The 24,060-nt window shown below is 75.8% G+C and carries 21 protein-coding genes; 4 read left to right on the top strand and 17 right to left on the bottom strand.

Going from position 1 to position 24,060, the window contains the following annotated elements:
* Positions 1-20: 20 nt before the first annotated feature.
* The 6 genes from rpmA to HOP40_RS16205 form a co-directional block, all read right to left on the bottom strand.
* Positions 21-278, bottom strand: coding sequence for a 50S ribosomal protein L27 (rpmA, locus tag HOP40_RS16230; protein ID WP_172159459.1), 258 nt, complete (start codon positions 276-278; stop codon positions 21-23).
* 29 nt (positions 279-307) lie between these two features.
* Entirely contained in the window at positions 308-616 is a 309-nt protein-coding gene (gene rplU / locus HOP40_RS16225) for a 50S ribosomal protein L21 (protein ID WP_172159457.1), read from the bottom strand.
* Between the two features lie 122 nt (positions 617-738).
* The gene (locus HOP40_RS16220; RefSeq protein ID WP_172159455.1) at positions 739-4,281 is read right to left on the bottom strand and encodes a translation initiation factor IF-2 N-terminal domain-containing protein; all 3,543 of its coding nucleotides are present in this window, start codon (positions 4,279-4,281) and stop codon (positions 739-741) included.
* Between the two features lie 126 nt (positions 4,282-4,407).
* Positions 4,408-5,190 (bottom strand): TIGR03936 family radical SAM-associated protein, encoded by a 783-nt coding sequence (locus HOP40_RS16215; protein WP_172159453.1) that lies wholly within the window; start codon positions 5,188-5,190, stop codon positions 4,408-4,410.
* Entirely contained in the window at positions 5,178-5,720 is a 543-nt protein-coding gene (locus tag HOP40_RS16210) for a GNAT family N-acetyltransferase (protein ID WP_240157707.1), read from the bottom strand. The genes HOP40_RS16215 and HOP40_RS16210 overlap by 13 nt, the downstream gene beginning before the upstream one ends.
* A gap of 8 nt (positions 5,721-5,728) precedes the next feature.
* Positions 5,729-7,669: a TIGR03960 family B12-binding radical SAM protein gene (locus HOP40_RS16205; RefSeq protein ID WP_172159451.1), complete on the bottom strand. Its 1,941-nt coding sequence runs from the start codon at positions 7,667-7,669 to the stop codon at positions 5,729-5,731.
* A 101-nt stretch (positions 7,670-7,770) separates the two neighbouring features.
* Here HOP40_RS16205 and HOP40_RS16200 point away from each other — a divergent pair, with 101 nt between their 5' ends.
* The 3 genes from HOP40_RS16200 to HOP40_RS16190 are packed head-to-tail and all read left to right on the top strand — an operon-like array spanning position 7,771 to position 11,091.
* Positions 7,771-8,586, top strand: a complete 816-nt coding sequence (locus HOP40_RS16200; protein WP_172159449.1) for a class I SAM-dependent methyltransferase — start codon at positions 7,771-7,773, stop codon at positions 8,584-8,586.
* A gap of 38 nt (positions 8,587-8,624) precedes the next feature.
* Positions 8,625-10,169, top strand: coding sequence for an AfsR/SARP family transcriptional regulator (locus HOP40_RS16195; RefSeq protein WP_172159447.1), 1,545 nt, complete (start codon positions 8,625-8,627; stop codon positions 10,167-10,169).
* A 46-nt stretch (positions 10,170-10,215) separates the two neighbouring features.
* Complete coding sequence (locus HOP40_RS16190) at positions 10,216-11,091, top strand: alpha/beta fold hydrolase (RefSeq protein WP_172159445.1); 876 nt, start codon at positions 10,216-10,218, stop codon at positions 11,089-11,091.
* 88 nt (positions 11,092-11,179) lie between these two features.
* Here HOP40_RS16190 and dapA read toward each other — a convergent pair whose 3' ends face one another.
* Entirely contained in the window at positions 11,180-12,058 is an 879-nt protein-coding gene (gene dapA, locus HOP40_RS16185) for a 4-hydroxy-tetrahydrodipicolinate synthase (RefSeq protein ID WP_172159443.1), read from the bottom strand.
* A gap of 130 nt (positions 12,059-12,188) precedes the next feature.
* Between dapA and HOP40_RS16180 the strand changes: the two genes are divergently transcribed.
* Complete coding sequence (locus tag HOP40_RS16180; RefSeq protein ID WP_172159441.1) at positions 12,189-14,486, top strand: hypothetical protein; 2,298 nt, start codon at positions 12,189-12,191, stop codon at positions 14,484-14,486.
* Positions 14,487-14,502: 16 nt separating this feature from the next.
* Here the strand turns inward: HOP40_RS16180 and HOP40_RS16175 are convergent, their stop codons facing one another.
* The 10 genes from HOP40_RS16175 to HOP40_RS16130 all read right to left on the bottom strand — a co-directional run bounded on the left by HOP40_RS16175 (position 14,503) and on the right by HOP40_RS16130 (position 24,053).
* Entirely contained in the window at positions 14,503-15,294 is a 792-nt protein-coding gene (locus tag HOP40_RS16175; RefSeq protein ID WP_172159439.1) for a tryptophan-rich sensory protein, read from the bottom strand.
* A 75-nt stretch (positions 15,295-15,369) separates the two neighbouring features.
* Positions 15,370-16,161, bottom strand: coding sequence for an ABC transporter permease (locus tag HOP40_RS16170; RefSeq protein ID WP_172168447.1), 792 nt, complete (start codon positions 16,159-16,161; stop codon positions 15,370-15,372).
* A gap of 14 nt (positions 16,162-16,175) precedes the next feature.
* Entirely contained in the window at positions 16,176-17,015 is an 840-nt protein-coding gene (locus tag HOP40_RS16165; RefSeq protein WP_172159437.1) for an ABC transporter permease, read from the bottom strand.
* Positions 17,015-17,938 (bottom strand): ABC transporter ATP-binding protein, encoded by a 924-nt coding sequence (locus tag HOP40_RS16160; RefSeq protein ID WP_172159435.1) that lies wholly within the window; start codon positions 17,936-17,938, stop codon positions 17,015-17,017. The genes HOP40_RS16165 and HOP40_RS16160 overlap by 1 nt, the downstream gene beginning before the upstream one ends.
* Positions 17,939-17,990: 52 nt before the next feature.
* Positions 17,991-18,503, bottom strand: coding sequence for a GNAT family N-acetyltransferase (locus HOP40_RS16155; RefSeq protein ID WP_172159433.1), 513 nt, complete (start codon positions 18,501-18,503; stop codon positions 17,991-17,993).
* Entirely contained in the window at positions 18,488-18,898 is a 411-nt protein-coding gene (gene ndk / locus HOP40_RS16150) for a nucleoside-diphosphate kinase (RefSeq protein ID WP_172159431.1), read from the bottom strand. Before ndk ends, HOP40_RS16155 begins: the two co-directional genes overlap by 16 nt.
* 67 nt (positions 18,899-18,965) lie before the next feature.
* Positions 18,966-19,529 (bottom strand): DM13 domain-containing protein, encoded by a 564-nt coding sequence (locus HOP40_RS16145; protein WP_172159429.1) that lies wholly within the window; start codon positions 19,527-19,529, stop codon positions 18,966-18,968.
* Positions 19,530-19,564: 35 nt separating this feature from the next.
* On the bottom strand, positions 19,565-19,969 hold the full coding sequence (locus HOP40_RS16140; RefSeq protein ID WP_172159426.1) for a DUF4233 domain-containing protein: 405 nt from the start codon (positions 19,967-19,969) through the stop codon (positions 19,565-19,567).
* Positions 19,966-21,426: a bifunctional folylpolyglutamate synthase/dihydrofolate synthase gene (locus HOP40_RS16135; RefSeq protein ID WP_275691358.1), complete on the bottom strand. Its 1,461-nt coding sequence runs from the start codon at positions 21,424-21,426 to the stop codon at positions 19,966-19,968. Before HOP40_RS16135 ends, HOP40_RS16140 begins: the two co-directional genes overlap by 4 nt.
* Positions 21,423-24,053, bottom strand: coding sequence for a valine--tRNA ligase (locus tag HOP40_RS16130; RefSeq protein WP_172159424.1), 2,631 nt, complete (start codon positions 24,051-24,053; stop codon positions 21,423-21,425). Before HOP40_RS16130 ends, HOP40_RS16135 begins: the two co-directional genes overlap by 4 nt.
* Between the last annotated feature and the right edge of the window lie 7 nt (positions 24,054-24,060).

Raw genomic sequence — 24,060 nt, 5'->3', positions numbered from 1 at the left:
ACTCTGTGGTGGTGCTGGTCTCAGACCGAGACCGGCACGATGTTGATGACCTTGCGGCCACGCGTGTAGCCGAACTCGACGGCGCCCGCGGCGAGGGCGAACAGCGTGTCGTCGCCGCCCCGGCCGACGTTGACGCCCGGGTGGAACTTGGTGCCGCGCTGGCGGATCAGGATCTCGCCGGACTTGACGACCTGGCCGCCGAAGCGCTTGACGCCCAGGTACTGGGCGTTCGAGTCGCGGCCGTTGCGGGAGCTGGACGCACCCTTCTTGTGTGCCATGGAACTAGTCTCCCCTGCGCAGTTAGTCGTTACCGCGAGATCTTGGTGACCTGGACCTTCGTCAGGGGCTGACGGTGCCCCTGACGCTTGTGGTACCCGGTCTTGTTCTTGAACTTGTGGATGCGGATCTTCGGGCCCTTGGTGTGCTCGACGACCGTGGCCGTCACCGCCACCGAGGCCAGCGCGTCCGCGGCGCTGGTGACGTCGTCACCGTCGACCAGGAGCACGGCCGGGAACGAGATCTCCGCGCCGGGCTTGCCGACGATCTTCTCGACGGTGAGCACGTCGTCGACGGCCACCTTGTACTGCTTGCCGCCGGTCTTGACGATCGCGTACATGGACGCACTGCTCCTGAAGCTCGGGGGACGAAGCGGGGAGTCACCTCTCCGCGGGCCGCGACTCGCAGGGTGCACGGAGTGCGGCGCAGGGGTCCCAGAGTACGGAAGGGCTCACGCAGGGGTCAAACCGGGTCTCCCCCACCCGTCTGCGCGGTCGTGCCCGCGTCGGCGGGCGGCGGTCCGGCCGGCCGTGACGCGGTCCGCCGGGTGCGGCGCACCCGGGTCGTGGCGGGGGCGGGCTCCGGCTGCGGGGGCACCGCGGCGAGCGCGGGGTCCACGACCGGGGCCGGGGCCGGGTCGGCCACCGGGGCGGCGGCCGGGGCCGCCTCCGGGGTGCTCGACGAGGTGGCCGACGGCGTGCTCGGCGGGGTGGCCGGCACCGTGAGGACCACGGCGGCCGGGGTGTCGCCCGCGGTGGCCGTGGGGGCCCCCGCGGTGCGGGTGACGCGGCCGCGGCGGCGGGCGGGCCGGGCCTGGTGGCCGGCCTCTTCGCCGATGCCGGGGTCGACGTCGGTCAGCGCCGCCGGGGCGGGCGAGGCGGCCGCGGGCGCAGCAACGACCGGCACGGGCTCGGCGACGGCGGGCTCGGCCACGGCGGGCTCGGCGACGGCGGGCTCGGCCACGGCGGGCTCGGCCACGGCGGGCTCGGCCACCGGCTCGCTCCGCGCCACCGACCGCTCCACCACGGCCTCCTCCACGGCGTCCTCGACTCCCCCGGCGACGACGCCGGTGGTCTCGGGCTCCGGGGCGGCCGCGGGCGCGCCCACGTCCAGGGAGGCGGTGGCCGACGACGCGGCGACCGTGGACCCGGCGACCGTGGACCCGGCGACCGTGGACGCGGCACCGGCGATCGCACCGGCCGACGCCGCCGCCACCTCGGCCACGCCGTGGCGGGCGTGCCCGTTGCGGCCGTTGTCGGCGGGAACCGGGTCGTGCCCGTTGCGGTCTGTGCCGTTGCGCTCCTCGTCGCGGCGCCCGCGGCCCCCGCGGGAGCGACGGGCGGGGCCCTCGCCCGGGCGGGGCTGCTCGCGCCCGGCGTCGACCTTCTCCGGCGCCGGGTCGGCGTCGATGAGGACGCCGCGGCCGCGGCAGTGCTCGCAGGTGGTCGAGAAGTGCTCGAGCAGCCCGCCGCCGACGCGCTTGCGCGTCATCTGCACCAGGCCCAGCGAGGTGACCTCGGCGACCTGGTGCCGCGTGCGGTCGCGCGAGAGGCACTCGGTGAGGCGCCGCAGCACGAGGTCGCGGTTGGCCTCGAGCACCATGTCGATGAAGTCGATGACGATGATGCCGCCGATGTCGCGCAGCCGGAGCTGGCGGACGATCTCCTCGGCCGACTCCAGGTTGTTGCGCGTGACCGTCTCCTCGAGGTTGCCCCCGGAGCCGGTGTACTTGCCGGTGTTGACGTCGATGACCGTCATGGCCTCGGTGCGGTCGATCACCAGCGTGCCGCCCGAGGGCAGCCAGACCTTGCGGTCGAGCGCCTTGAGCAGCTGCTCGTCGATGCGGTACTCGGCGAAGACGTCCTTCGTGCCCACGTGCCGGTGCATCCGGTCGACGAGCTCGGGCGCCACGTGGCCGATGTAGTTGTGCAGCGTGTCCCAGGAGTCGTCGCCCTGGATCACGAGGCTGGAGAAGTCCTCGTTGAACTGGTCGCGGACGACCTTGATCAGCAGGTCGGGCTCCTCGTAGAGCAGCACGGGCGCCTTCGGCTTGCTCGGGCCGGTGGCCTTCGCCTTGGCGTCGACGACCTCCCACTGCGCCTGCAGGCGGCGGACGTCGCGCTCCAGCGCCTCGTGGCTGACGCCCTCCGACGCGGTGCGGATGATCACCCCGGCCTCCGGCGGGACGATCTCCTTGAGCATGTCCTTGAGCCGCTTGCGCTCGACGTCGGGCAGCTTGCGGCTGATCCCCGCCGCACCGCCGCCGGGCACGTAGACCAGGAAGCGGCCGGCCAGGCTGATCTGGGTGGTGAGGCGCGCGCCCTTGTGCCCGACCGGGTCCTTGGTGACCTGCACCAGGACGCTGTCGCCGCTGCTCAGGGCCTGCTCGATGCGCCGGGCCTTGCCGCCGAGACCGGCGGCGTCCCAGTCGACCTCGCCCGCGTAGAGCACGGCGTTGCGGCCGCGGCCGATGTCGACGAACGCGGCCTCCATCGACGGCAGCACGTTCTGCACGCGGCCGAGGTAGATGTTGCCGACCATGGAGCCGCCGTCGCGCCCGGCGACGAAGTGCTCGACGAGGACGCCGTCCTCCAGGACGCCGATCTCGACGCGGTCGCCGCGCTCGCGGGCGACCATCACCCGGTCGACGGCCTCGCGGCGCGCCAGGAACTCGGCCTCGGACAGGATCGGGACGCGGCGGCGGCCGGCGTCGCGGCCGTCGCGGCGGCGCTGGCGCTTGGCCTCCAGGCGGGTCGACCCGCGGACGCCCTGCACGCCGTCGCCCTCGACGTCCTCGGAGCGCTCGGAGCGCTCCGGACGCTCGCGCGGGGCGCGGATGCGCGTGACGGTGCCGGGCGGGTCGGACTCGTCGCCCGCGTCGTCACCCGATCCGCGACGGCGGCGGCGACGCCGGCGGCGCGACCCGGAGGCGCGCTCGTCGTCGCCGTCCTCGTCGGAGCCCTGGTCGTCGGAACCCTGGTCCTCGGACCCGGAGTCCTCGGAGCCTGACTCCTCGGACGACCCGCCGGACCCGTCGGCGTCGGACTCCTCGTCGGCCTCGGCGTCGCCGGTGGAGGCGTCGTCGTCGGCCCCGGACTCGGCGCCGTCGGTGGTCTCGTCGTCGGACTCGTCGTCGGCACCGCGGCCGCGGCCCCGGCCGCGACGGCCCCGGCGACGGCGGCGGCGCGCGCCGTCGTCCCCGTCGTCGTCGCCCTCGGGCCCGCCTGCGGGCGCCTCGGACGCGGCCTCGGGCTCGTTCTCGGGGGCGGCCTCGGCGGGCTCCACGACCTCGGGCTCGGGGGCCGCCTCCTCGGCGGGCTCCTCCACGACCGCGCGGCGGCGGGTGCGCGTGGGCCGCGACGGGGCCTGGAACAGCGGCGCGGGCGGCGCGAACAGCGGCGCGAGCGCGGAGGGCTCGGCCGTGGCGGAGGGGGCGGGCTCGTCGGCGCCGAACGGCACGGCGACGCCGGGCACCGGCACGCCGGACGCGGCGGGGACGGCGTCGGCGAGGTCGGAGAGGGAGAGCTCGGAGAGGGCGGCGTCGACGGAGGCCTGGCCCGGGTCCGCGGGGGCCTGCTCGGCGGGCGTCGTGTCGGCGGGCGGCGCAGCGGCGGAGGCCGGCTCGGCGGTGGCCGGCTCCCCGGGCGCCGTGGTGGCGCCGGCCGCCCGCGTGGCGCGGCGGCGGCGGGCCCGGGGCGCCGGGGCGTCGGCGGGGGCCTCGGCGGGGGCCTCGGCGGCCGGCTCCTCGAGGACGGGCGCAGGCGCCTCGACCACCGGGGCCTCGGCCACCGGCGACTCGGCCACCGGCGCGGCGGGCTGCAGCGCCGACACCACCTGCTCGGCGGCCTTGCGGTCGATGCTCGACTGGGGGCTGCGCGCCGCGATCTCGAGGTCGGCCAGTGCGGCCAGGACCTCCTTGCTGGTGCGGCCCAGCAGCCGGGCGAGCGCGTGCACCCGCATCTTGTCGGGCAGTTCGGGCAGTTCGGGTACTGCGTTGTCAGACATCGAGCTCCTCCGCCCCCGGGCGCCTCCGGTGAGGGGGGCGGCCGCTCAGGGGCCACGTGCGTCTCTCCCCGCGCGGTGCGCGGGCAGCAATCCTGGTCTGCTCGGCGGCGTGGGCGTCCGGGCCGCTCAGGCCTGGGTGGTGACCCGGGGCGGACCGAGCGGATCGGCGAGGTCACCCCGGTCGTCGAGCAGTCCCTGAGCCATCCGGGTCGCCTTCGCGGGGACCGGAGGCCTGAGGCCTGCGACAACGTCGAGTGCACCCAACACGTCGTCGGGCCGAACGGCGGGTGTCGTCTGCCGCACGACCGCGGTCAGTATCGCACAGACTCCGGCTCCCCCGGTCGTGCTCGCGCGAGAGTCGTCCGACGTCACGTCGACCGAGGCCGAGGCGACGGCGGCCCGGACGTCGATCTGGCGACGTCCCGAGGGCATCACGCGGTCGACGACGAGCGTCTCCAGCGCGAGCAGCGCGTCGACCGCGGCGCGCAGCTCGGCGGGGTCGACGCCGGGCAGCTCGACGACCCAGCGGCTCGCGTCGATCCGGTCGGGCAGCGACGGGGCCTCGGCGACCACGGCGTCGAGGATGTCGAGGCCGTCGGGCAGCGCGGCGTCCAGCGCGGAGACCAGCGCCGCGGGCTCGACGGGCGAGGTCAGCCCGATCTCCAGGTACTCGGCCTCGCTGGCCGTGCCGGTGGGGGCGGCGCCGACCCAGGACAGCCGCGGGTGCGGGCTGAAGCCGTGGGAGTGCGCGACGGGGACGCCGGCGCGGCGCACGGCCCGCTCGACCGAGCGCGCGACGTCGCGGTGGGACAGGAACCGCAGCCGCCCGCGCTTCGCGAACCGGATGCGGATCCGCTGCACCGTGGGTGGGGCGGGGTTCGCCGCCTCCCCCGCCTTCACTCGGGCCATGGGCCCAGCCTACTGACCGCGGTCGCGCCCCTCGGCGGGCGCCGCGGACTCCGGGCCCAGTACCAGCAGCGTCTCGCCCGCGGGGGCGACCCGGCGCGCCGGTAGAACGGGGCGCTGCCCGGCGTGGGCGCGAGGACGAGGCGGCGGTAGCGCCGCTGCCGGGCGTGCGCGACGGCGCGGGCGAGCAGCGCGCGGGGCACCCCGCGGTCGGCCCAGGAGGCGATCACGAACGCGTTGCCGACGTGCCCGATCGCTCCTCCGCGCGCGCCCGGGCGGGGCATGTGCACGATCTCGACGACGTTGAGCGAGCCCACCGCGACGAACCCGGTGCGCTCCGTGCCCGTCTCGGCGATCCAGAACGTCCGCCGGGGCAGCTCCGAGCGCCACCACTGCGCGAACGCGGGCTCGAACGCCGGGTCGTCGACGGGCCGGCCGACCCGCTCCTCCAGCCAGGCGCGCCGGAGCCGGGCCAGCGCGTCGACGTCGCGCTCGTCGGCGACGCGGACGGTGAAGTCCGGCCTGTCCGCCACCCCGCCGGTCAGCGCTGCGTGAGCGGGTTGACGACGGTCAGCGGGAGCAGGGTCGTGCCGCTGGGGCCCACCTCGATGTCGGTGCCGGTCGACGGGCACACGCCGCAGTCGAAGCACGGCGTCCAGCGGCAGTCGTCCTGCTCGCGGCCGGCCAGCGCGTCCTGCCAGTCGTCCCACAGCCAGTCGCGCTCGAGGCCGGAGTCGAGGTGGTCCCAGGGCAGGACCTCGTCGCGGCCGCGCTCGCGGGTGGTGTACCAGTCGACGGAGACGCCGAGCGGCTCGAGCTCCGCGGCCGCCGCGGTCATCCAGCGCTCGTAGGAGAAGTGCTCGCTCCAGCCGTCGAACCGGCCGCCCTCGCGCCACACCCGCTCGATGACCGCGCCGACGCGCCGGTCGCCGCGGGCCAGCAGGCCCTCGACCAGCGACGGCTGCCCGTCGTGGTAGCGCATCCCGATGTTGCGGCCGATCTTGCGGTCGGCGTTGACGGCGGCGCGCAGCTTGCGCAGCCGGTCGTCGACGACGTCGGGGTGCGCCTGCGCGGCCCACTGGAACGGGGTGTGCGGCTTGGGCACGAACCCGCCGATGGAGATGGTGCAGCGGACGTCGTTGCGCCCCGACGCCGCGCGCCCGGCCTTGATCACGCGGTGCGCCATGCCCGCGATCTCCAGGACGTCCTCGTCCTCCTCGGTGGGCAGCCCGCACATGAAGTACAGCTTCACCTGCCGCCAGCCCTGGGCGAACGCCTCGGAGACGGTGCGGATCAGGTCCTCCTCCGACACCATCTTGTTGATCACGCGGCGGATGCGCTCGGAGCCGCCCTCGGGGGCGAAGGTGAGCCCGGAGCGGCGGCCGTTGCGGGAGATCTCGTTGGCGAGGTCGATGTTGAAGGCGTCGACGCGGGTGCTCGGCAGCGACAGCGAGGTGTTGGTGCCCTCGTAGCGGTCGGCGAGGCCCTTGGTGATCTCGGCGATCTCGGAGTGGTCGGCGCTGCTCAGCGACAGCAGGCCGACCTCGTCGAACCCGCTCGCGCGCACCGAGGCGTCGACCATCTTGCCGATGCCCTCCAGCGACCGCTCCCGCACCGGACGCGTGATCATCCCGGCCTGGCAGAACCGGCAGCCGCGGGTGCAGCCGCGGAAGATCTCGACCGACGCGCGCTCGTGCACCGTCTCGGCCAGCGGCACCAGCGGCGCCTTCGGGTAGGGCCACTCGTCGAGCTCGGTGGTGGTGCGCTTGGTGACCGTGCGCGGCACCCGGGCGTCGACGGGCTCGACCGCGGCGATCCCGCCGTCCTCGCCGTACGTGACCTCGTAGAGCGAGGGCACGTAGCAGCCGTCGGTGGCCGCGAGGCGCAGCAGCAGCTCGCGACGCCCGCCGGGGCGGCCTTGGGCCTTCCAGTCGCGGACGACGTCGGTGATGTCGCCGACGACCTCCTCGCCGTCGCCGATCGCCGCCACGTCGACGAAGCGCGAGACCGGCTCCGGGTTGAACGCCGCGTGCCCGCCCGCGACGACCACGGGGTGGGTCTCGTCGCGGTCGACCGCGTGCAGCGGGATGCCGGCGAGGTCGAGCGCGGTGAGCAGGTTGGTGTAGCCGAGCTCGGTGGAGAAGCTGACGCCGAGCAGGTCGAACGCGCCCAGCGGGCGGTGGCCGTCGACGGTGAACGCGGGGACGCCGTGCTCGCGCATCAGCGCCTCGAGGTCGGGCCACACGGAGTAGCAGCGCTCGGCGAGGGCGTCGACGCGCTCGTTGAGGACCTCGTAGAGGATCTGGACTCCCTGGTTGGGCAGCCCCACCTCGTACGCGTCGGGATACATGAGCGCCCACCGGACGTCCGCGGCGTCCCAGTCCTTCAGCTGCGCGTTCAGCTCACCGCCCACGTACTGCACGGGCTTGGAGACGCGCGGGAGCAGGGCTTCGAGGTCAGGGAACACGGACGCGGCAGTCACGCTGCCCCAGGGTAGCCCCCGACCCGGAGGCGCACGCCCCCGCACGACGCACACGCCCGACGCACACGCTCCCGCACACGCCCGGCCGCCACGGTGGGCCCATGACCACGACCACCACCCCAGACCTGTCCGCCATCGGCACCAAGCACCGGGCCCTGTGGGCGTCCGGCGACTACCCGGCCGTCGCGGCCGACCTCATCCCCGACCTCGGGCCGACCCTCGTCGAGGCCGCCGGGGTCGCCGCGGGCCAGCGCGTCCTCGACATCGGCGCGGGCACCGGCAACGCGGCCATCCCGGCCGCGCTCACCGGCGCCGACGTCGTCGCGTCCGACCTCACCCCGGAGCTGCTCGCCGCGGGCGAGCGGATCGCCGCGGAGCGCGGGGCGCGCCTGCAGTGGGTCGAGGCCGACGCCCACGCGCTGCCGTTCGAGACCGGCGAGTTCGACACCGTGCTGTCCTGCGTCGGCATCATGTTCGCGCCCTTCCACGACCGCTCCTCGGCCGAGCTGCTGCGCGTCTGCCGGCCCGGCGGCACGATCGGCCTGCTCAGCTGGACGCCGGAGGGCTTCGTCGGGCGGCTGTTCGCGACGATGAAGCCGTTCGCGCCCGCGCCCCCGCCCGGCGCCTCGCCCGCGCCGCTCTGGGGCAGCGAGGACCACCTGCGGACGCTGTTCGGCGACGGCGTGCGCGAGCTGCGGGCAGAGCGGCGCACCACGACCTTCGCCGTGTCCGACTCCCCGGAGGCCTTCCGCGAGTGGTGGAAGCAGAACTACGGGCCCACCATCGCCGTCTACCGCAGCCTGGACGCCGAGCGGGCGGCCGAGCTCGACGCGTCGTTCCTGCGGATGCTGGAGGAGACGCGGTCGGACGGCACGTGGGAGGCGGAGTTCCTGCTGGTCACCGCCGTTCGGGCCTGATCAGGGGTATCGTCCGGCCAGCACCTTTCGGAGGCGCCATGACCGTCGTGCGTCTGCTGGGCCCACCCCACCTGCCGGGGGCCGCGCCCGTGCCCGGGCGCGGCCGCAAGCCGTGGGCGCTGGTCGCGCTGCTGCTGTGCTCCACCGGTCCGGTGCCGCGCAGCCGCGTGATCGACCTGCTGTTCCCCGACGCCGCCGACCCGCAGGCGGCGCTGCGCTGGACGCTGAGCCAGGCGCGGCGCACCCTCGGCGACGCGGTGCGGATCGGCGGCGACCCGCTCACCTGGGAGCTCGCCGACGGCGTGCGCGTCGACCTGCTCGACGTGCTCGCCGGCCGCACGCCGGTCGGGTGGCCGACGTCGGAGGCCACGCTGCCGCTGCTGGAGGGCGCCGAGCCCGACGTACCGGAGTTCTCGGCGTGGCTGCACGGCCGCCGGCTCGACCTCGCGGCGGCCGGGGCGCGGCTGCAGCGTGCGCAGCGCTCGCGGACCTGCTCCCCCGCGGGGCGGGGGGCGGTCCGCGACCTGGTGCGGGTCGGCGAGCAGGTGATGGACGCCGGCGCGCCCCGCGACGGGGCCTCGATCCTCGCCGGGGCCGTGCGGCGGGCCCGCGCCCTGGGCGACGACGCCGTGCTGGCGGAGGCGCTGGCGCACTACGGGCACGGGGTCGTGCACGCCGTGGCGAGCACCGACCCCGGCGCGGCCGCGGCGCTGCGGGAGGCCGACCGCCTGGCCACCCGCCACGGGCTGGCCGACGTCGCCGTGCTCGCGCGCCGCGAGCTGGGGTTCGTCGCCACCGCCACCGGCGACCAGGCGGGTGCGCTGCTCCAGCTCGCCCGGGCCGACGCCGCCGCGGAGGGCCGCCCGGAGCAGGAGGCCGGCGTGGCCTGCGGGCGCGGGTTCGCGCTCGTCGACACGCTCGCCTCGGGCGGCGCGGTGCGGGAGCTCGACCGCGCGGTCGCGCTCACCGAGGCCGCCGACCGGCCCCGCGCCGCGGCCGCCGCGCTCGCCATGCGCGCGCGGGCCCGGCTGCAGCGCGACGAGGAGGAGCTCGCCGAGGAGGACGTCACCCGGGCGCGCGTCCTGGTCGGCGAGCTGGGCTGGACCGCGATCCGCCCGTGGGTGGAGTTCCTGCACGGCGAGGTGCTGATGCGGGCCGGCCGGCCCGCGGAGGCCGAGGCGGTGTTCGCCGACGCCCGCACGCTGGCCGAGGTCCTCCACGACGCCTGCTGGATCGCGCTGAACGCCCGCGGCGTGGCGTCGGCCCGGGCCCGGCTGGGCGACCCGGCCGGCGCGGCGGCCGCGCTGCGGGCCGTCTGCGACGCGCTCGTCGCCGACGCCGACATCTGCTGCTGGATCGAGCTGCACGTGCGCGACACGCTGTGCGCGGTCACGGGGTCGTTCGACGGGCCCGCGGCCGTCGCGGAGTCCCGCCTGCTGGCGGAGCGGGCCGAGCGGACCGGGTTGGGCGAGTTCGCCGTCCGCGCGGCGCGCCACCGGGCCCGTCTCGGCGATCCGGACGCCGCCGGCGAGCAGCGGGTGCGGGCCGGGCGGTTCGACAACCCGGCGCTGCTGCGCGTCTGACCGCGTCCCCCGAACCGGACCGGGCGCGGCGCCGAACGCCGGGTCGATGAACGAGCGATTCGTGCGGGTCGGGGACGTCGAGCTCTGCTACGAGTCCCTCGGCGACCCCGCGCACCCCACCGTCCTGCTGGTCATGGGCCTGAACCTGTCGATGGACTGGTGGCGCGACGACTTCTGCGCCGACCTCGCCGGGCGCGGGTTCCACGTCGTCCGCTTCGACAACCGCGACGTCGGCCGCTCCACGCACGTCGGCGGTCCCGGGATCACGGCGTGGCAGTTCCTGCGCCGGCGGGCCACGCCCGTCTACACGCTCGGCGACATGGCCGACGACGCCGCGGGCCTGATCGCGCACGTCGACCCGCGCGGCGCGCACGTGGTCGGGGCGTCACTGGGGTCGATGGTGGCGCAGGAGGTGGCGATCCGGCACCCGCGGCTGACGCGGTCGCTCGTGTCGATCATGGGACGGCCCGGCGACGGGCGCACCGGCAGGGTGCACTGGACGCGCGTGCCCGACTTCCTGCGCCCGCCCGCGGCCGACCCCGTCGAGGGGATGGTGGCGGCGTTCCGCCGGATCGGCTCCGAGGACCGGACCGCGCAGGACGACGAGGACGTGCGCGTGACGATGCGCCGGTCGATGGCCCGGGAGACCGGCGACGGCAGCAGCCGCCAGCTCGCGGCCTGCGTCGGCGAGCGCGACCGCACCGCCGACCTGCGCGGGCTCCGGGTGCCGGCGCTGGTGCTGCACGGCGAGCGCGACCGGGTGATCGTCCCGTCCGGCGGGCGCGCGACGGCCGCGGCGATCCCGGGCGCGGAGCTCCTGGAGGTGCCCGACATGGGCCACGACCTGGCCCGCTGGGTGTGGCCGACGGTGCTCGACGGGATCGAGCGGACGGCGCGGCGGGCGCCGGTGGCGCCGGGTTGAGTCCGGCTCGCACACACCTCCGGGGGCTCGCACACAGCTCCGGCCCTGTGTGCGGACCCCGGAGCCTGTGTGCGAGCGCTGCACACCGTCAGCTCAGCAGGCCCGCCGACCGCAGCGCCGCCCGCACGTCCTCGTGGTGCACCGGGTCGAGCGGCACCAGCGGCAGCCGGATGCCCGGCGGGATGAGCCCGAGCTCGGCCAGCGCCCACTTCACCGGGATCGGGTTGGGCTCGGCGAACAGCGAGCGGTGCAGCCCGGCCAGGTCGGCGTCGATCTGCGCGGCGAGCTCGGCGTCGCCCGCGAGCGCGGCCGCGCACATGCGCGCCATCGCCCCGGGCGCGACGTTCGCGGTGACGGAGATGTCGCCGTGGAAGCCCGCGAGGATGCTCGCGCGGGCCGTGGCGTCGTCGCCGGAGTAGAGGGCGAAGTCGGGCAGGCCGAGCGCGACGAGGTCGCGGACGCGGTCGAGGTCGCCCAGCGCCTCCTTGAGCCCGACGATGTTGGGCACGGCGGCGAGCCGCTCGACGGTGGAGGGCAGCATGTCGCAGGCCGTGCGGCCGGGGACGTTGTAGAGGATCTGCGGGATGTCCACGGCCTCGGCGACGGCCTTGAAGTGCCGGTACAGCCCCTCCTGCGGGGGCTTGTTGTAGTACGGCGTGACGAGCAGGGCGGCGTCGGCACCGGCGGCCTTAGCGGCGGCGGTGAGGTGGATCGCCTCGGCCGTGGAGTTCGCGCCGGTGCCCGCGACGACCGGCACCCGCCCGGCGGCGACGTCGATCGTGCGGCGGATGACGTCGGTGTGCTCGGAGACGTCGAGCGTGGCCGACTCCCCCGTCGTGCCGACCGACACGATGGCCGCGGTGCCCGCCTCGATCGCGCGGTCGACGACCTTCGCGAGCGCCTCGTGGTCGACCGCACCGTCCTCCCGCATCGGGGTGACCAGGGCGACCAGACTTCCGGTGATCATGACTCTCCTCCGCGCTCCGTCGGACCGGCACGCTACCTCCTCGCGCCCCCGCGGTCACACGATCGTGACCCGGTACCGGCGCGGGGGCGGCTACCGTCGCGGCGCCGGTCCACACCGGCCGGGAGGGGCGATGGCGGGGCGAGCGGAGGGCCGTCCGGGACTGCCGTGGGTCGTCGCGGCGACGGTCCTGGCCGCGGGTTCCGCAGCGGCGCTGCTCCTGCCCTGGTGGCGGGCCGGTGGGCCGCCCCCGGTGCTGCTGACCGACGGCCTCCCGCTCCCCCTCCCACCGGACGCCCGCGCCGGGTGGGAGGTCGTCGGGGGGCCGGTGGCGGTGCTGCTCGTGGCGCTCGCACCGGTGGCCGTGGTGGCGACGGCGGTGGCCGTGCTCGCGCGGACCGGGCTCGCCGGGGCGCGGACCGCTGCCGCCGCAGCGGGCGCGGCCGGTGTGGCCGCGGCCGGCACCGGGCTGGTGGCGTGGCCGGGCAGCACCGCGGGCGGGGCGTGGGTCACGGGACTCGCCGGGCTGGCGGCGGTGGTCCTGGCCGTGCTCACGCCGGGCGGGAACGGCCGGCGCACCGGGCGGGAGCGGCGAACCCGGCGGGTGGGGGTGGTGGTCACCGCGGTCGCCCTCGTCACCGCCGTCCTCACGGCGCTGCTGCCCGGCGTCCCGCGCGTGCCGGGGCCCGCGGCGGAGGGCCCGTTCGTCCGCCTCGCCGTCCTCGACGCCCGGGCGCCGCTGCGGGCGGGTGAGCCCGCACTCGGCCTCGACCCGGGCTCCGCCCTCACCCTCGCCCTCGACGACGGCGGGCCGGTCGTCGTCGGCGACCGCGGCGTCGTCGGCCTCGACCCCACCGGCCGGGCGCGGGTCGTGGCGCGCACGGAGGAGGACGTGCGGGTCGGGGACGGTGGCCGGGTGCTCGGCGTCGCGGCCGGCCGGGTGGCGCGCCTGCTCGGCGACACCGTGCTCGTCACCGGCCTCGCCCCGGGCGACCCGACGCTCGTCGCGGTGCCGGAGGTGGCGGCGACGAGCCCCGTCGGCTCCGACGGCTCCGTGTGGCTGCGCGGTCGCGCCGACCCGCCCGGCACGCTGCGCCGTCTCGACCTCGACTCCTACGACGGCGGGCAGCGCCTCCCGGTCGTCTACCTGCCGGTGGTCACCGTCCGCGAGCCCGAGGACGGCGTGCCGGTGGACGTCACCGAGGTCCGGCCGGTCGACGCCGGCGCGCTCCGGGTCGTGCGCGAGGGACCCGGCACCCGTCTCGAGCGCCTCGCCCCGACCGCCACCGGCCTCGACGCCACTAGGCTCGCCGGCGCTCCCGACCCGGCGTGCGGGCTCACCTCCGGCGGCCCGACGAGCCTGCTCCCCGACGGTGGTCCGGTCGCCGTCGACGCGGGCGGCGGCACCTGGCTCCCCGCCGGCGGGCGGCTCGTCCGCCTCGCGCCCGACGGCGTGCTCCGCGCGGTGCCCGCCGCGCTCCCCGGCCCCGTCACCGCCCTGCTCGCGACGCCCGACGGCGCCGTCGTGCTCGCCACCCGCGGCCCCGGGGCGGCGCTGTGGCGCATGCCCGACGCAGCCGCCGCGCTCGCCGACCTCCCGCCGGTCCCCGCCGACTGCGTCGCCGACCCCCCGGCCGTCGGGCCGCCGGTCGTGCTCGTGCCGGTGGCGAACACGGCGGGCGACCCCGTCGGCTCCCCGCTCGGTGCCGACGGGCGCTTCGCGAGCGGCGACCGCGGCACCGGCGCCGTCGCCGCGGTGCCCCCGGGCGGCGCTCCCCCGGTGCCCCTGGGCACCCGCGACGACGGCGCGACCGGCCCGGTCTGGCCCGACGGCAGCGGCGGGGCGTGGTGGCTGGAGACCGCCGACGAGCTCCTGACTCCGGTGCACGCGCCCGCCGGCGGACCGCTGCAGCGGCTGGCGCCCGTACCGGACCCGGCACCCCGCGAGGGCGCGGTCCTGCTCCCCGACCTCGGCGGCGCCGTCCCGCTGCTGGCCGGCGTCGCCGGGGCGTTCGCGCTCGACGGCGGCACCGCCGCCCGGGTCGCCGACGGCCCCGTGACGGGCGGGGTCGTGCGGGCCGACGGCCGCGGCTGGGTCCTGTCCGACGGCCGCCTGCTCGCCCTCGACGCCGGGCGCGTGACCGGCGCGGTGATCGACGCCGGCCCGCAGCGCGGGGCCGGCGTCCCGGTCGTCGTGCAGCTCGCCCGCGGCGTCGCCCCGGACCGGCTCGACCTCCCCGGCGCCTCGGTCGGCCTCGACGCGACCGGGCGGGCGGTGGTGCTCAGCGGCGGGGTGGTGCTGGCCGTCGACGACGCGGGCGCGGTGCGCGTGGTGGCGCAGGACCGCCGGCTCGACCGGCTCGTCACCGTCGAGGGCGGGCTGGTCGACGTCGAGGACGGCGTGCTGCGCCGGGTGGAGCTGCCGGGCTGACGCCCGGGCGGGAGGGTCAGCCGAAGGCCGCGCGCACCGGGTTGCCCGCCGTGGTGATGCGGCGGGCGGTGGCGGCCAGCACCGCGATGATCGCGACGAGCGCGGTGGCGGCGACGGCGGCGGGCGGCTCGTTCAGCGCGATCCCGGACAGCGCCCACACGGCCGCGGCCGTGTAGCCGACGACGGCCGTGCCCGACAGCACGACCCACATCAGGATCGCGGCCGCCGCCAGCAGGACGACGACGGCGGCGATGGTCGCCAGCGCTCCGGTGCCCGGGAGCCCGGCCCACACACCGGTGGACGCGGTGCCGAGCACCGTGGCCAGCGAGACCCACCCGGTGTAGAGCGCGATCGACCCGCGGAAGACCACCCGCTCGAGCACCCCGGAGGCGGGCTCGCGGCTGAGCCGGCCGAACACGACCGCCAGGCAGACCAGCAGCGCGATGATGAGCAGCTCGGCGACCGGCACCCAGCGCGCCCCGAACGCGAGGATCCACGCGGGGTTGAGCACGGCCGACGCGACGAGCCACCAGCCCGTGGTGCGGTGCACCTGGCGGCCGCGCTGCGACGGGAGGAGCTGGTAGCCCGCGTAGGCGAGGAACCCCAGGTAGATGAGGCCCCAGATGGAGAACGCCCAGCCGGCGGCGAGCAGCGGCGTGGCGTAGTCACGGGCGACGACGCCGACCGACTCGCCGACCGTCCCGCTGCCCCCGAGGGCGGACACCACGATCTGCACGACCGCGAGCACCGCCACGGTGGAGCTCCGGACGAGGTCGCTGGTGGCGGAGCGCCGGGACGTGACGGTCATAGGGCCATCATCGCCCCGATCCGACGGCCCCGGCCACCCGAGTCGCCCGACGGGCGCAGTACCCGGCGCGTCGCGCTACCGCAGGAGCAGCGCGTCGAGCCGCCGGGCCGCGACCGCCACCCCGACGACGATCATCACCCCGAAGTAGGCCAGGTTGCCGAGCATCCCGACGTGCACCGCCCCGGTCGTGAGGCCCCGCATCAGCTCGACGGCGTGGTAGAGCGGCAGGCACTGCACCACGGTCTGCAGCACCGGCGGGTACACCGAGAGCGGGTAGAAGGTGGTGGAGAACAGGAACATCGGCAGGATCGCGAGCGTGACCAGGTCGAAGTCCTGCCAGGACCGCATGAACGACGTGGCCGCCATCCCCACCGCGGCGAACGCGAACGCCACCACCAGCGCGGCGGGCAGCGCGAGCAGCGCCCACGGCGAGACGAGCAACCCGAAGCCGGCCATGACCGAGAGGAAGCCGAGCGCGTAGAGCCCGCCGCGGATCAGCGCCCAGCCGATCTCGCCCAGGGCGATGTCGACCGGCCCGAGCGGCGTGGCCAGCATCGCGTCGTAGAGCTTGGCGTACCTGAGCTTGAAGAAGACGTTGAAGGTGGAGTCGAACACCGCCCCGTTCATCGCCGACGCCGCGAGCAGCCCGGGCGCGATGAAGGCCGCGTAGCTGATCGGGCTGCCGTCGGGGCCGGGCAGCGTGCCGACCAGCGACCCGAGCCCCTGCCCCATCGCCACGAGGTAGAACACCGGCTCGAAGAACCCGGACACGAACGCCAGCCAGCCCCGCCGCGACACGATCGCCGAGCGCTCCAGCAGCACGCCGGGCCGCCCCGCGTAGTTGGTGCCCGGCATGAGCCGCAGCATCCCGACCGCCCCCGTCACCGCGTCAGCCTCCGCCGGTAGAGCCGCGTGACCAGCACGGTCCCGACGGCGAGCAGCCCGAGCAGCACCGCCGTGTGCCCGAGCACGGCGAGCGGGCGCCACACGCCGAGGGCGGCGTCGCGGGCGAGCTCGGTGCCGTGCCACAGCGGCGAGAGGACGGTGAGCGGGCGGATCCACTCGGGCAGCCGGTCGACGGGGAAGAACGTGCCCGAGAACAGCGTCATCGGGATGACGACGAACCGGAACAGCGCGTTGAACGGCCCGCCCTCGTTCTCGACGGTGGACGCGAACGCCATCACCAGCGACGCCACGGCCGCGCCGGTGAGCACGGCCGCCAGCAGCGACAGCACGATCCCCGGCCCGACGACGCCGCCGAACACGGCGATGACCGCGACGTAGATCGCACCGGACAGGGCCATCTTCGCGACGGTCCAGGACAGGTGCCCGAGCGCGATCTGCGCCGGCGTGATCGGCCCCGCCGCCATCGCGTGGTAGACCCGCTGCCACTTGAACGCCGAGAGCACCGGGTAGGTCGACTCGAACGCGGCGCTCTGCACGGCCGACACCGCGAGCAGCGCGGGCGCCAGCCACACCAGGTACGGGGCGCCGCCGGTGGCCTGCGCGGCCTGCCCGCCGCCGGCGACGAGCGAGCCGAACCCCACCCCGAACGCGAGCAGGAACAGCAGCGGCTGCAGCACCGACGAGACGGCGGTGGCCCGCCAGTTGCGCCGGTACCAGGTCCAGAAGCCCTCGACGACGATGAGCACGCCGCGCGGCCAGGACGGGACGCGGCCGGTGGAGCGCGGGGCGAGGACACCCGCGGGGACGACGGCCATCAGTCGACCAGCGTCCGGCCGGTGAGCCGCAGGAACACGTCCTCCAGCGACGCCCGGCGCACCAGCGCCGAGAGCGGGTGGTGCCCCGCGGCCGCCACCTCGGCCTGCGTGCGCTCGCCGTCGGCGGTGTAGAGCAGCAGCCGGTCGGGCAGCTCCTCCACGCGGTCGGCCACGCGGGCGAACGCGTCGGCCGGGGGCCGGTCCTCCGGGGCGAACCGCAGCTCCAGCACCTCGCGGGTGGCGTGGCGCTCGATCAGCTCGGCGGGCGAGCCCTCGGCGGCGATCACCCCGCCGTCCATGACGACGAGCCGGTCGCACAGCTGCTCGGCCTCGTCCATGTAGTGCGTGGTGATGATCTGGGTGACGCCCTCGCGCTTGAGCCGGTAGAGCCGCTCCCACAGCAGGTGGCGGGCCTGCGGGTCGAGCCCCGTGGTGGGCTCGTCGAGCAGCAGCAGCTCGGGGTCGTTGACCAGGGCGCGCGCGATCGTCAACCGCCGCTTCATGCCGCCCGACAGCGGCTCCACCGCGTCGTCGGCGCGGTCGGTGAGCTGTGCGAACTCCATCAGCTCGACGGCCTTGCCGCGCACGTGCCGCTTCGACAGCCCGAAGTAGCGCCCGTAGACCTGCAGGTTCTGGCGGACCGTGAGCTCGGCGTCGAGGTTGTCGAGCTGCGGCACGACGCCGATCCGGGCGCGGATCCGCGGGCCGTCGACGTCGGGGTCCATCCCCAGGACCTGCAGCGTGCCGCCGGTGCGCGGCGACACGCACGCCACCATCCGCATCGTCGACGACTTGCCGGCGCCGTTGGGCCCGAGGAACCCGAAGACCTCCCCCGGCGCGACGTCGACGTCGATGCCGCGCACCGCCTCGAACTCCCCGAAGCGCTTGCTCAGGCCGCGGGCCTGGACCAGTCCGTCCCCCATGCAGGCACGGTAACCGCCACCCCCGACACCCGCCTTGGACGTTCCGGAGCTGCTAGAGGGCGAGCTGGAACCAGTGCTCGTCGCGGAACTCCCCGGGGTGCAGCTGCAGGGCGTCGGGGAAGACGCCGACCTCGGTCCAACCCCGGGCGGCGTAGAACGCGGGCAGCGCGGTGCCGCCGCGGGTCGAGAGGCGCAGCTGGCGGAGCCCGAGCCGGCGGGCGTGCGCGGCGGCCGCGTCGAGCAGGGCGCCGCCCCACCCCCTGCCCTGGAGGCCGGGGTCGACCATCAGCCGGACCACGTCGGCCCGGTGGGTCATGCGCGGACCGGTGCCCGGGCGCAGGAAGACGGTGCCGACCAGCGCCGGCCCGTCGTCGAGGGTGAGCAGGGCCAGTTCGCCGGACCGGACCTCGGCGACGGCGGCCTCCGCGGCCGTGCGGATCTCGGACTCCGGGGAGTCGGTCAGGAAGTTCACGGCCCCGCCCGCCCGGCTGACGGCCAGCCACAGCCGGTGCAGCTGCTCCACCGGCGGCGGCTCGGACCGCAGGCGGATCAGAGGTTCGGCCACCAGAGCTTGATCTCCCGGGCGGCGGACTCGGGCGAGTCCGAGCCGTGGACCAGGTTGAACTGGGTCTCCAGGCCGAAGTCGCCGCGGATCGTGCCGGGCGTGGCCTTCTCGACGGGGTCGGTGCCACCGGCGAGCTGGCGCCACGCCGCGATCGCGCGGGGTCCCTCGACCACGGCCGAGAGCACCGGGCCGGAGGTGATGAACTCCAGGAGGGACTCGAAGAAGGGCTTGCCGTCGTGCTCGGCGTAGTGCTGGGAGGCCGTCTCGCGGTCGACGGTGCGGAGCTCGAGGGCCACGAGGTGCAGGCCCTTGCGCTCGATGCGGGCGAGGACCTCGCCGACGAGCTTGCGCTCCACGCCGTCGGGCTTGACGAGGACCAGGGTGCGTTCAGTCACGCGGACGAGGGTAGCGAGGGGCTCTGCGGCCGACCGCACCGCCGTCACCCCGGACGGGGTGCGGTGCTCAGGCGACCGGACGCAGCTCCGCCGCGGCGAAGGAGACGTCGAACCGGTCGCACCAGATGCTGACGCTGGTGAGGGCGTCGAGGTCGGCGTCCGCCGGGACCGGGTAGTTCGAGCTGCCGATGTTGCCCTTGAGCTCGCCGAGCTCCACGTGCGCGCCGTCGTCGAAGACGTGCCAGCCCGCCCGGCCCTCGACCACCGGGGCGTCGGTCAGCCACACCTCCAGCTGCGGGCCGTCGCTGGTCTCGAGGTCCTCCAGCCGCAGCACGCGCGAGCCGTCGGGCAGCTCCAGGAGCACCACCGCACCGCTGCTGGCGTGCTCGTGGCTGATCAGCTCCCCGCGCGCGAGCTCCACGGGCCCGGACGCGACGGCGGGCGCGGCGACGGGTGCGGCGGCGACCGGTGCCGCGGCGACCGGGGCCGCGGCCACGGCCACGGGCAGCGCCTCGTCCACCGTGCGGTCGACGAACAGCTTCCACGGCTGGAACACCGACAGCGCGACGACGAGGAGGACGGCGGCGACGCCGAGCCCGGTCAGCACGACGGGGCGGCGGAGGAGGGTCACGAGCCGATCCTGCCGCGTCCGGCCCCCGGTGCTCCTTACGGCTCGCGTACCTGCTGGCTCGGCAGCTCGCCGCGCTCCATCCGCAGGGCCACGTCGCGGCGCAGGAGCAGCAGGCCCGCCCAGACCAGCACGAACACCACCCCCACGATCACCAGGGCCGGCACCAGGAACCCGCACAGCAGGACGGCGACCTGCAGCGCCAGCGCGAGCCCGAGGCCCCACGGCCGCCGCTGCAGCCCCGCGGCGACGATCATGCCGACGGCCACCGCCGTGATGGCGAGGACGGCGGGGGCGGTGGCGCCGCCGCCGAACTTGGGCAGCACCAGCAGCGCCAGCAGGACCACGATCGACTCGAGGACCAGCGTGGCCGCGAAGACGCCCCGGATCCCCTTCATCGGGTCCGGTGGGGCCGGGGTCGCCGAAGGGTCGGGAGCCGTCACGACGGCTCCTTGCCGAAGACCGTGCGCGTCTCCCCCGCCGTGACGACCGACCCGGTGACGACGACGCCGACGCCGGACTCCCCGCCCTCCTCCGCGAGCTCGCCCGCCTGCTCGACGGCGGCGCGCAGCACCGGCTCGACGCTCACGCGGTCGGGCCCGAACACCTCGGTGGCCAGCGCGCCGAGCTCGTCGGCGTCCATCGCGCGCGCCGAGGAGCTCGAGGTGACGACGACCTCGTGCAGCACGGGCTCCAGCTCGGTGAGGATGCCGCGGGCGTCCTTGTCGCGCATGACGGCCAGCACGCCGACGAGCCGCGTGAAGCGGAACTCGGTGGTGAGCGCGGCGGCCAGCGCACGGGCGCCGTGCGGGTTGTGCGCGGCGTCGACGAGGACCGTCGGCACGCCCTGCCCGGCCGCGAGCCGCTCCAGGCGCCCGGGCGAGGTGACGCCGGCGAACGCGGCGCGCACGGCGTCGGGGTCGAGCGGCTGCTTGGGCCCGGCGCCGATGAGCGCCTCGGCCGCGGCCAGGGCCAGCGCCGCGTTCGACGCCTGGTGCTCGCCGTGCAGCGGCAGGAAGATGTCGTCGTACATGCCGGACAGGCCGCGCAGCGCGATCCGCTGCCCGCCCACCGCGATCTCCCGCTCGGCCACGCCGAACTCCGCGCCCTCGCGCGCCACCTGGGCATCGACCTCGACGCAGCGCTCCAGCAGCACCGCCGCCACGTCCTTGTCCTGGGTGGCGAGCACCGCGACGGAGCCGGGCTTGATGATCCCGGCCTTCTCGCGCGCGATCCCCAGGATGTCGGAGCCCAGGAACTCGGCGTGGTCGAGCCCGATCGGCGTGATCACGGCGACCGTGGCGTCGGCGACGTTGGTGGCGTCCCAGCGCCCGCCCAGCCCGACCTCGACGATCCCGGCCTCGACGGGCGCGTCGGCGAACGCCGAGAAGCCCATCGCGGTGAGGACCTCGAACTTGCTGAGCCGGCCCGCCTTCGCGTCGATGATGTCGAGGAACGGCTCCACGTCGCGGTAGACGCCGACGTAGCGCTCGGGGGTGATCGGCCGGTTGTCGATGTTGATGCGCTCGGTGGCCCGCTGCAGGTGCGGGCTGGTGTAGCGGCCGGTGCGCAGGCCGATCTCGGTGAGCAGCGCGTCGACCATCCGGGCGGTGGAGGTCTTGCCGTTGGTGCCGGTCAGGTGCACGACGGGGTAGCCGCGGTGCGGCTCGCCGAGCACGTCGACCAGCGCCGCGATCCGCTCCGTCGAGGGCTCCATGACCGTCTCGGGCCAGCGCCGGTCGAGCTCGGCCTCGACGGCCAGGAACTCCGCGAAGCTCGCGACCGTCGACGTCGGCGGGACGACGTCGGGCGAGTCGCCGCCGCGGATGGCGTCGAGGACGTGGGAGATGACCGCGTCCTCGGGCTCCGGGACCTCCCCCTCGCCCTCGGGGCCGGTCACGACGACGGGTCGGCGGGCAGCGCGGCGAGGCGCGCGGTGACCCGCTCGATGTCGGCGACGGCCGTGGCCCGCCGCGCGCGGATGCCCTCGACGACGCTCGAAGGGGCACCCCCGACGAACTTCGGGTTGCCGAGCTTCTTGTCGGCGGCGTCGAGCTCCTTCTGCGCGGCGGCGAGGTCGCGGCCCAGCCGGGCGCGCTCGGCGGCGACGTCGATCGCCCCCGAGGTGTCGAGCTCGACGTGGACCGACGTGCCGCCCAGCGCGACCTCCAGCGTGGCCGTGGCGGCGAAGTCGTCGCCCGGCGCGTCGAGCCGGACCAGCGACGCGATGGCCGCGCGGTGCCCGCCGAGGCCGGCCTCGTCGAGCCCGACCAGGCGGGCGGCGACGCGGCGGCTGTCGGGGACGCGCTGCTCGGTGCGGAATCGGCGCACCTCGGTGACCAGCTTCTGCAGCGCCACGATCCGCTCGGTGGCGGCGGCGTCCACGGGCCGCCCGGCCGCCGTCGGCCACTCGGCGACGACGACGGAGCTGCCGTCGCCGTGCAGGCCCTGCCACAGCGCCTCGGTGATGAAGGGCATGACGGGGTGCAGCAGCCGCACCAGCGCGTCGAGGACGTGGCCGAGCACGGCGCGCGTGCCGTCGGCGGTGGCCCCGTCGGCGAGCTGGGGCTTGGCCAGCTCCAGGTACCAGGAGCAGAACTCGGTCCACGTGAAGTGGTAGAGCGCCTCGGTGGCCTTGGCGAACTGGTAGTCCTCCAGCAGCGCGTCGACCTGCTCGCGCACCTGCGACAGGCGCCCCAGGATCCAGGCGTCGGCGTCGGTGGGCTCGGCCGGCAGCGGCAGGGCGGGCGAGGCGTGGTGGCTCAGCGCGAGGCGCGTGGCGTTCCACAGCTTCGTGCCGAAGCTGCGCGCGGCGAGCACGGCGTCGTCGCCGATGGGCATGTCGGTGCCGGGGTTGGCGCCGCGGGCGAGCGCGAACCGCAGCGCGTCGGTGCCGTAGGCGTCCATCCACTGCAGCGGGTCGACGGTGTTGCCCGCCGACTTCGACATCTTCTTGCCGAACTGGTCGCGCACCATGCCGTGCAGCGCGATGGTGTCGAAGGGCCGCTCGCCCATCGCGTAGTGGCCCATCATCATCATCCGGGCGACCCAGAAGAAGAGGATGTCGTAGCCCGTGACCAGCACGGACGTCGGGTAGAACTTCTCCAGGTCCGGGGTCTGCTCCGGCCAGCCCAGCGTGGAGAACGGCCACAGGCCCGAGGAGAACCAGGTGTCGAGGACGTCCTCGTCCTGGGTCCAGCCCGCGGGCGGCTCCTCGTCGGGGCCCAGGCACACGACCTCGCCGTCGGGGCCGTACCAGACCGGGATGCGGTGGCCCCACCACAGCTGCCGGGAGATGCACCAGTCGTGCATGTTGTCGACCCACGCGAACCAGCGCGGCTCCATCTCCTTCGGGTGGACCGCGACCGACCCGTCGCGGACGGCGTCGCCGGCGACCTGGGCCAGCGGCCCGACCTTGACCCACCACTGCAGCGACAGGCGCGGCTCGATGGGCTCCTTGTTGCCGCGGCTCGAATGCCCGACGCTGTGCAGGTAGGGCCGCTTCTCGGCGACGATCCGGCCCTGGGCGGCGAGCGCCTCGCGGACCTTCACCCGGGCCTCGAACCGGTCCATGCCGTCGAACTCGGTGCCCGTGCCGCTGATCCGGCCGGACTCGTCCATGATCGTCGGCATCGGCAGGTCGTGGCGGCGGCCGATCTCGAAGTCGTTGGGGTCGTGCGCCGGCGTCACCTTGACCGCGCCGGTGCCGAACTCCGGGTCGACGTGCTCGTCGGCTACGATCCTGATCATGCGCCCGACCAGCGGGAGCTCGATCTCGGTGCCGACGAGGTGGGCGTACCGCTCGTCGTCGGGGTGCACCGCGACGGCCGTGTCGCCCAGCATCGTCTCGACCCGGGTGGTGGCGACGACGACGGCGTTCTCGCCGTCGCCGTAGCGCATCGAGACGAGCTCGCCCTCGACCTCGCGGTGCTCGACCTCGACGTCGGAGAGCACGCTGCGCATCTCCGGGGACCAGTTGACCAGCCGCTCCGCGCGGTAGATCAGGCCCTCGTCGAACAGCCGCTTGAAGATGGTGCGGACCGCGCGGTTGGAGCGGTCGTCCATGGTGAAGCGCTCGCGGGTCCAGTCGACGCTGTCGCCCAGGCGCCGCATCTGGGCGAGGATCGCGCCGCCGTGCTCGGCCTTCCACTCCCAGGTGCGCTCGATGAACGCCTCGCGGCCGAGCTCGCGGCGGCTCGTGCCCTCGGCGGCGAGCGCCTTCTCGACGAGCGCGTGCACCGCGATCGAGGCGTGGTCCATGCCGGGCAGCCACAGCGCCTCGTAGCCCTGCATGCGGCGGCGCCGGACCAGGACGTCGATGAGCGTGTGCTCGAAGGCGTGCCCGATGTGCAGGCTGCCGGTGACGTTCGGCGGCGGGATGACGATGCAGAACGGCGGCTTGTCGCTCGTGGCGTCGGCGGTGAAGTAGCCGGCGTCGACCCAGCCCTGGTACATGCCCGCCTCCACCTCGCCCGGGTTCCACTGGGCAGGGAGGTCGGCAGTGCGCGGAGGGAGGGTGTCGGTCACCCCGCCA

The sequence above is a fragment of the Pseudonocardia broussonetiae genome (genome assembly GCF_013155125.1).
Classification (GTDB): domain Bacteria; phylum Actinomycetota; class Actinomycetes; order Mycobacteriales; family Pseudonocardiaceae; genus Pseudonocardia; species Pseudonocardia broussonetiae.
This window is presented reverse-complemented; position numbering and strand designations above follow the sequence as displayed.

Coding starts and splice junctions, on each gene's coding strand:
- rpmA (WP_172159459.1), bottom strand. CDS start 278: ATGGCACACAAGAAGGGTGCGTCCAGCTCCCGCAACGGCCGCGACTCG.
- rplU (WP_172159457.1), bottom strand. CDS start 616: ATGTACGCGATCGTCAAGACCGGCGGCAAGCAGTACAAGGTGGCCGTC.
- HOP40_RS16220 (WP_172159455.1), bottom strand. CDS start 4,281: ATGTCTGACAACGCAGTACCCGAACTGCCCGAACTGCCCGACAAGATG.
- HOP40_RS16215 (WP_172159453.1), bottom strand. CDS start 5,190: ATGGCCCGAGTGAAGGCGGGGGAGGCGGCGAACCCCGCCCCACCCACG.
- HOP40_RS16200 (WP_172159449.1), top strand. CDS start 7,771: ATGACCACGACCACCACCCCAGACCTGTCCGCCATCGGCACCAAGCAC.
- HOP40_RS16195 (WP_172159447.1), top strand. CDS start 8,625: ATGACCGTCGTGCGTCTGCTGGGCCCACCCCACCTGCCGGGGGCCGCG.
- HOP40_RS16190 (WP_172159445.1), top strand. CDS start 10,216: ATGAACGAGCGATTCGTGCGGGTCGGGGACGTCGAGCTCTGCTACGAG.
- dapA (WP_172159443.1), bottom strand. CDS start 12,058: ATGATCACCGGAAGTCTGGTCGCCCTGGTCACCCCGATGCGGGAGGAC.
- HOP40_RS16180 (WP_172159441.1), top strand. CDS start 12,189: ATGGCGGGGCGAGCGGAGGGCCGTCCGGGACTGCCGTGGGTCGTCGCG.
- HOP40_RS16175 (WP_172159439.1), bottom strand. CDS start 15,294: ATGACCGTCACGTCCCGGCGCTCCGCCACCAGCGACCTCGTCCGGAGC.
- HOP40_RS16170 (WP_172168447.1), bottom strand. CDS start 16,161: ATGCTGCGGCTCATGCCGGGCACCAACTACGCGGGGCGGCCCGGCGTG.
- HOP40_RS16165 (WP_172159437.1), bottom strand. CDS start 17,015: ATGGCCGTCGTCCCCGCGGGTGTCCTCGCCCCGCGCTCCACCGGCCGC.
- HOP40_RS16160 (WP_172159435.1), bottom strand. CDS start 17,938: ATGGGGGACGGACTGGTCCAGGCCCGCGGCCTGAGCAAGCGCTTCGGG.